The organism is Nocardia sp. NPDC004722 (genome assembly GCF_053601505.1).
Genome location: NZ_JBSGBY010000614.1, coordinates 1 through 4898 on the forward strand (window position 1 = coordinate 1; position 4898 = coordinate 4898).

Sequence of the window (4898 nt, forward strand, 5' to 3'; positions counted from 1 at the left end):
AAATCCCCACCCCCCACCCCCTTTCACCCACCCCCTCTACCAGCCGATTTGCCCCCACCCGGGCCCCATGGTGTACCTTCTCCCAGTCGCCTTGGAAAACCAACGGCAACATCCGGGGCTATGGCGCAGCTGGTAGCGCACCACACTGGCAGTGTGGGGGTCAGGGGTTCGAGTCCCCTTAGCTCCACCGAATAGTAGGGCCGCAGGTCAACAGCCTGCGGCCCTGCTGTTTTCGTGGCAGCACACGAACCGTTCGAGGTGGTCATGGGCGTGCGTTCCACAGGGTGCTGACCGGCAGGGCGCGGAATTTCGGTCCGAAGGGGAGGGTTTCGGTGCCGGTGTAGAGCACGTATCCGGCGAGGAGGTCGTCGCCCAGGCGGTCTGCGAGGTGGCGGAGGCCGCGGAAGTCCTCGCCCTTGACGGTGGCGGCGGCTTTCACCTCGATCGCGATCACCTCGCGTCGATTGTTCTCGAGGATGATGTCGACCTCGACGTTGTCACGGGTGCGGTAGTGGAACATGCGGGCCTCCTGGTCGGACCAGGTGAGCTGACGGGCGAGTTCGGCGGCTACGAAGCCCTCCAGAAGTGACCCGAGCGGGCCGTTCACGGCCCGCAGTGCGCGTGGGTCGGCACCGCACAAGTACGTGGCGATTCCGGAATCGACCATGAACACCTTGGAGGTCGCGACGGCCCGGGTGGTCAGGTTTCGTGACCAAGCGGGGATGCGCTTGATCAGGAAAACCTCTTCCAGGAGGCGAAGATAGCGGGCGACGGTGTCTTTGGGCAGGCCGAGTTCATTGCCGAGGGCGCCGGGCACCAGAAGTTGACCGGATCTGGCCGCGACGAGGTTGGCCAGGGTGAACATCTCCGCGGAACGTTCGATCTCGGACAGTTGCATGACGTCTCGGTTGATCAGGTCGGCGACGTAGGAGGAGAAGAATCGGGAACGTCGTTTGCCCTCTCGTGCAACGGCTTCGGGGAAGCCGCCGCGTGCGATCCGTTCGATGTAGTCATCGCGATTCTCGGTCCCATCGTGCCGTAGCTGGGGTCCGCGCTCGAAGGCGCAATCGATGAATCTGTCGGGCGCTCCGTCGATTTCGCCCTGGGAGAGCGGCCAGAGCTCGATTGTCTCCATGCGTCCGGGAAGGGCGTCCGGAACACTGCGGAGCGCCATGACGTGCGCTGAACCGGTCAGTAGGAACCGGCCGGGGCGCCCATCGGCGTCGACGGTCTCCTTGATCGCCAGCAGCAGCCGCACAATCTGTGCGCGGTCTGCCGGAGCATGTGTGCGCGATCTGCCGCTATGGTTGTGCGCTTTTTGCCGATGCTGGAGCCGCTGCTTCGCTGGAGCGTTGTCATTGAGTCGGCGGTTGGTCCACAGGTGATTCGTTGCGATCGGACCCGGGGAGCGGTCGCGATCATCGGGCACCGGCAACCGGCCCCGGCCGGGAACCCACCGCCCGGATCGCGATGTCCGGCCCGTCGATCAGCACCGCCCGGTTCGTATGCTGGTCCATCAGGTCCACCACCACTGATCACCCGTGATCTCGACAGAGACCACGGGCGATTGTTGTTGGCGATTGTTCTTTCCGGGCTACATGGAACTGGTCGGGCCGGGCTGCACCTGGACGGTGAAGGTATCCAGATCGACTCCGTTGCAGAACGCACTCATCGCCGTCACGCCCGATACAGGCGGCCGACCGCTACTGCTCTCCACTATTACCGGGTGATGTTCGGGTCCGATGGTCACGAAAGATGCACCGGGAGGCGGCCACAGAACCGATCGCTCCCACCACCGCGGTCCCGACCGATGGACCGGCTACGACCATTAACCCGAGCAGGAGCGTACCCAGGAGCGTGATCAGCAGGGCAGCTCGGCGGAACCTGAATGGGTCGACCAACACGTTGTCGAGTAGTCCGAGCCAAGACCTCGGCTCAGCACTAGCGCGGCGAACATCGATCGATGACAGCTTGGTTTTGGCTGGGCGGCACGGATCACTCACGTGTGAGTGGTTGTCCGACAGGTTCTTTCGACGGTTCATCGACGACCGCCATGCCTGGCAGCGTCACGCCTGGCCGAGTTGCACTCCAGGACCAGCGCTGCGTCGCCGAGTCGCACCTCCGAGCGGTTCGACCCGTGGTGAACCACGTGTGCCCCCTCGATGCCGATATTCCGATGCGTGAGAGCCTGTGCCACGTCGGCAGCCGGCACCGAGGCCAGGCCTCCCCATCTGAGAATCCACTCGGTTCCCGATCCCCACAGATATCGGAAATGGAAGTCGGGCCCGGCACTAGGGGATTCGAACATGCGCCCCAACGCATCCCACGTCAAACCCGAAACAGTCCACCCCTCACGCTGACTGGAGGCCCATAGCCTGGCAACCAGACCAGCGAGGAGCCGTTCGCTGTCCGGGTGCATTTCAGGCACCGCATCAAGTGCTGCTTGTTCCTTTTCTGTCAGCGATGCTTCAGCTGGCAGATCGTTGAAATGCAGAGGATAGACCTTCAGATCTCGCCTGTGAGACGGGTGAAACTGCTCCCACGGAACGAAGCGAACATGGGCTCCTGTGGGCGCATGTGTCAATAACAGCGAGTCTTGGTTGTCACCAACACAATTCCGCCGCAATCCCGGCATCCGGACCGATTGGATGATGTGATCCGGCATATCCGACAAGATCATGAACTCGTCATACTGCGGCGAAAAGGTCATCGTGTAACACAGAAGGCGCGAGATACTCTGGCGCCTGACCAGCTTGTGAGCGGGACTTTCAACAACGTCGAGCGGGGGCTCATCGGTATTGAGTAGGAACAGCGCCATGATCGCCCGGAAACGACGTTGAGCAGCAGGGCATCTGTCAAACCCGAGGTCATAGTTCTTTTCGGAGCCACCTCGATCAACGTTTCGAATTGCCCTCTCCGCGAACCACTTTGGCTCATCGGTGTTGGCGGCGCGGATTTGGCCGGGCTTGCGAACTCCAGAGCGTTTCGACATGGCGCGTCTCCCAGCTGTCCAGGCCCAGCCATACGACGCGTCAGCCGTGCTGACGGCAACGCCGAAGGGGTGCAAATCGCATGTCCCGCATGCTCACGTCCCACGAACCCGCCTGGAAGGTACGCGGCGACCTCGGCTATTGCCTACCGAGGGCCAAAGGCCACCAGCGATGATACAGAACCAGGCAGACAACGGCCTACTCCACCTGAGACGACGTCCGCACCTGGACCTTTGGAACTTGGTTCGAATAGCTTCGCATCAGTGCTCGGGGCTCGGAACTTCCCAGAGGGCGCTGACCGGCATGGCGAGCATCTTTGGACCGAAGGGAAGTGTTTGTTGGCCGGTGTGGAGCACGATGCCGGCGAGGAAGTCGTCGCCGAGACGTTCAGCGAGGTGGCGGAGGTGGCGGAAATCGTCCGGGCCCACTGTGGAGGCGGCCTTGACTTCAATGCCAACTACTTCGCCGCGTCGGTTCTCGAGTACGGCGTCGACTTCGACCCCGTCTCTGGTGCGGTAGTGGTACATCTCGACGTCCTCAGCGGACCAAGTGCGCTGGCGTGCGAGCTCCATGAGTACGAACCCCTCCAGCAGCGGACCGAATCGACCGTTGGGGCGCAACATGTTCCGCTCGTCGGCACCGACAAGATTCGCTGCGATACCGGAGTCGACGAATGCGACCTTCGGGGTCATCGTCGCGCGGTTGCTCAGATTTCTGGACCATGCCGGGATGCGTTTGATGAGGTAGACCTCTTCGAGCAGCGTCAGGTAGCGCTTCACTGTGGAGGCGCCGAGTGTGAGGTCGCTGCTGAGCGAGGTGTTCGCGAGCAGTTGACCTGAGCGAGCGGCGACCAGTTGGAGGAGTGCACGCATCTCGGAGGTGCGCTCGATCTCCGAGAGCTGGCGGATGTCACGCGAGATCAGGTCGCCGACATAGGAATCCAAGAAGGCCTTGCGCCGCTTGTCAGTACTTCGTGCAATGGCTTCCGGGAATCCACCGCGGACGATCCGCTCGGCGTATGCCGCTCGCGGCACGGTAGTGACGTGGCGCAACTTGTCCCGATGGGTGAAGACCGCGTCGATGAAGGCATCAGGCGTGCCGTCGATCTCGCCTTGGGAAAAGGGCCACAGCTCGATGGTCTCCATGCGACCGACCAGGGTGTCCGGCAGTGCCCGCAGTCCGCGTATGCGCGCGGAGCCGGTCAGCAGGTACCGGCCTGGACGGCCGTCGGCGTCCACTTGCGCCTTGATCGCCAACAACAGGTCGGGTGCTCGCTGAATCTCGTCCACCACCATCAGGTTCGGCGAGTCGACGAACCCGTCCGGGTCGTTGAGCGCGGCCTGCCTGGTCAGGGTGACGTCGAGGTCGCGCCACTCGGCGTCGCGTCCCTTCGACACGACGTGAACGAGGGTGCTCTTGCCGCACTGCCTCGCGCCATTGATGAGGACGACGCGCGTATCAGCCAGCGCTTCGGTAACCGCCGTTTCGGCACGTCGAGGAATGACTGGTCCGCGTCGGGTCTGCATGGCCATTCGCTCCATTCATCGTGGATCATCGACCGTGGCGTGCTTCACGCCTGATCATAGCCATTTTTCCATCGGTACGTGATTGATTTGCCGCTGCATGGCTGGTTGATCTGCCGCACCGGTGTTGGTTGATTTGCCGCAGACATGCCGGTTGATTTGCCGCTCGATACATGGTTGATTCGTCGCGACACACCTGATGGATTGGCCGCCGCGTTTGTCGTTAGCCCACCGCGGATCAGGACGTCCGGCCCGTCGACCGGCACCGCCCGGTTCGTATGCTGGTCCGTCAGGCGCACCCATGGTGCTATTGTCGGAGCGTCCAGCGTTTTCGTCAATTACGACGGGGTCAAGAAGCACCACACCACCGTGGGTTCGCATGTTC

4 protein-coding genes and 1 tRNA gene are annotated in these 4898 nt (G+C 62.5%); 1 reads left to right on the forward strand and 4 read right to left on the reverse strand.

What is annotated here, in order from left to right:
• Nucleotides 1-114 precede the first annotated feature (114 nt).
• Nucleotides 115-187 (forward strand) — tRNA-Ala (locus ACWELQ_RS38035).
• 75 nt (nucleotides 188-262) lie between these two features.
• On the opposite strand, the gene ACWELQ_RS38040 is transcribed toward ACWELQ_RS38035, so the two are convergent.
• The 4 genes from ACWELQ_RS38040 to ACWELQ_RS38055 form a co-directional block, all read right to left on the reverse strand.
• Nucleotides 263-1258: an ATP-binding protein gene (locus tag ACWELQ_RS38040; RefSeq protein WP_452401860.1), complete on the reverse strand. Its 996-nt coding sequence runs from the start codon at nucleotides 1256-1258 to the stop codon at nucleotides 263-265.
• Nucleotides 1259-2038: 780 nt separating this feature from the next.
• Nucleotides 2039-2992 (reverse strand): hypothetical protein, encoded by a 954-nt coding sequence (locus ACWELQ_RS38045; protein WP_452401861.1) that lies wholly within the window; start codon nucleotides 2990-2992, stop codon nucleotides 2039-2041.
• Nucleotides 2993-3250: 258 nt separating this feature from the next.
• Nucleotides 3251-4522 carry an ATP-binding protein gene (locus ACWELQ_RS38050; protein ID WP_452401862.1) on the reverse strand — a complete coding sequence of 424 codons (1272 nt, stop codon included), beginning with the start codon at nucleotides 4520-4522 and terminating at the stop codon, nucleotides 3251-3253.
• A gap of 48 nt (nucleotides 4523-4570) precedes the next feature.
• Nucleotides 4571-4898, reverse strand: a 328-nt coding sequence (locus ACWELQ_RS38055; protein WP_452401863.1) for a hypothetical protein, incomplete at its 5' end; no start/stop codon positions are given.

Bases quoted from the DNA above. Each gene is read 5' to 3' on its own strand.
- ACWELQ_RS38050 (WP_452401862.1), bottom strand. From the start codon at position 4,522: ATGGCCATGCAGACCCGACGCGGACCAGTCATTCCTCGACGTGCCGAA.
- ACWELQ_RS38045 (WP_452401861.1), bottom strand. From the start codon at position 2,992: ATGTCGAAACGCTCTGGAGTTCGCAAGCCCGGCCAAATCCGCGCCGCC.